Below are 2328 nucleotides of genomic sequence, written 5' to 3' on the forward strand. Positions count from 1 at the left end.
GTCCATGGGATTTCTCTTGCGCGCCGTTGCAGGTGGAGCTGCATCAGATTTGCCGATCTCGCAGTGGTTCCTCATCGTTGCTGGATTTGGTTCACTGTTCATGGCGGCAGGAAAGCGTTTCAGCGAACTCAAGCGCGAGGAGATCGCAGGTTCCCCATTAGGGAACCGACGTAAGTCTTTAGAGGGTTATTCCTTGAGTTACCTGCGGTTTGTCTGGGGAACTGCGGCCGCGGTCACAATCATGGGATATGCACTCTGGGCATTTGACGTTGCCCAAACCCCGTCGTCTCTGGCGTGGGCAGAGTGGAGTGTTTTGCCTTTTGTCTTAGCAATTTTGAGGTACGGCATTGTCATTGATCAAGGTGATGCTGAAGCACCTGAAGAAGCAGTGACCGCAGACAAAGCGTTACTACTTCTCGGTGCCGCGTGGTTGATCCTTTTCGCCATGGGAGCGTTAGGCGTATGAGTGAAGTGGTAGCAACACAGTTGTCCGGTTGGGGTCGCACAATGCCCACCGTTGCGCAACTTGTCGAAGCGAATTCCCCCGGTCAAATAGCTGAACTCGTCCAGCAGGCAAATTCCCGAGGTGTACTTGCCCGTGGCCTCGGGCGTTCCTACGGCGATGCGGCCCAATCCGGTGGCGCAACCGTGATCGATATGACCACCATGACCGATTTCAGTCTGAACCCAGACAACATGAGCGTCACCGCTGATGCTGGCGCGAGTATCGACAGCATCTTGCGCGAGATTGTTCCCCGCGGATTCTTTGTTCCAGTCTCTGCGGGAACCCGAATCATTACTGTCGGTGGTGCAATCGCGGCAGATATTCACGGTAAGAACCATCACCGTGACGGTAGTTTTGGTGCACATGTCACTGAACTGAATTTGATTGATGGTCTGGGTGCGCAACACACGCTGACATCGAAGGATCCGAAGTTCTGGGCCACGGTGGGCGGCATGGGTTTAACCGGAGTAATTACAAGTGCCACATTCACCGTGATTCCCATTGCGAGTTCCTACATCACGGTGGACACCGAACGCGGCAATGATCTGGACGACGTAATGTCACGTATGTTTGCCCGCGATCACGAGTATCGCTACACCGTTGCTTGGATTGACTCGGTTTCTTCCTCGGGACGGGGGGTCATCACCCGCGGAGATCACGCAACGATTCAGCAATGCAATCTGGACGGGATTAAAGACCCAGAAGCCTATGATCCCAAAAATATTGCAACCGCTCCAGCACTTGTCCCTACGGGTGCACTCAATAAGTGGACGGTCCGCGCCTTCAACGAAGGCTGGTACCGCAAGCACCCCAAGGAGCGGATCGGCGAACTCCAACGAATCAGTGCTTTCTTTCACCCACTCGACGGGGTACAGGAGTGGAATAGGATTTATGGACCGAGTGGTTTTCTGCAATACCAATTCCAGGTACCCGATGCTGCCGGTTATCTCGTGGGCATGGCATTGAGCAAGTTACGTGAAATCGGTGCACCCAGTTTTCTCACCGTGCTCAAGCGGTTCGGCCCGGGGAACCGCGCCCCACTGTCCTTCCCGCAATCGGGTTGGACTCTTGCAGTCGACTTACCGGCGGGTATCCCTGGACTTGGTCGGGCTCTGGACCAACTTGATGCGCTGATTAGCGCAGAGGGTGGCCGGCTCTATTTGGCAAAAGATTCCCGCCAATCGCCAACAAATTTTGCAAGAACTTACCCGCGCCTCGGTGAATGGCGTGAAATTCGTGACACCATGGACCCCAATCGCGTGTTTGCGTCAGATCTATCCCGTCGACTTAAAATCTGTAAGGCCAACCACATGCTTGATGCTCTCGGCGAACCCCAGTCCGTTCTCGTTCTTGGTGGAACAAGTGAGATCGCACTTGCGACGATTAAAGAGATGCCGCGACACCGATTGAGCCGAGTCTTGTTAGCCGGTCGGCCATCTGAGTCACTGGATTCTGCGGTCGCACAATTACAAGCTCTCAATATTGCCGGTGTTGAAGCAATTGAATTTGACGCTAAAAATACTGAAACACACGGCGGGATTATCGACGCCGCATTTGACGGCTCAGACATTGACATTGTGATCCTTGCATTTGGTCTCCTCGGTGACCAAATGACCGCGGAGGAAGACCCCAGTCACGCGGTTGAAATCGCAACAGTTAACTACACCGGTTCGGTGAGTGCTGGATTACACGTGGCTCGGAGATTAAAGAACCAAGGCCACGGTGCGCTCGTCGTTCTTTCGAGTGTTGCTGGTGATCGGGCAAGAAGAACTAATTTCGTGTACGGCTCAACCAAGGCTGGGCTTGACGCATTCGCCCAGGGC

1 protein-coding gene and 1 pseudogene are annotated in these 2328 nt (G+C 54.1%); both read left to right on the forward strand.

Translation table 11 applies throughout. The features are described from left to right. Positions 1–466: pseudogene (locus tag WAO74_RS14090) on the forward strand (decaprenyl-phosphate phosphoribosyltransferase); the annotation flags it as partial. Beyond that, positions 463–2328 (forward strand): SDR family NAD(P)-dependent oxidoreductase (locus tag WAO74_RS14095; protein ID WP_422162910.1); only part of this gene is annotated, 1866 nt, incomplete at its 3' end. The pseudogene WAO74_RS14090 and the gene WAO74_RS14095, both read left to right, overlap by 4 nt.

This window comes from Polaribacter sp., from assembly GCF_049276715.1.
Lineage (GTDB): Bacteria > Bacteroidota > Bacteroidia > Flavobacteriales > Flavobacteriaceae > Polaribacter.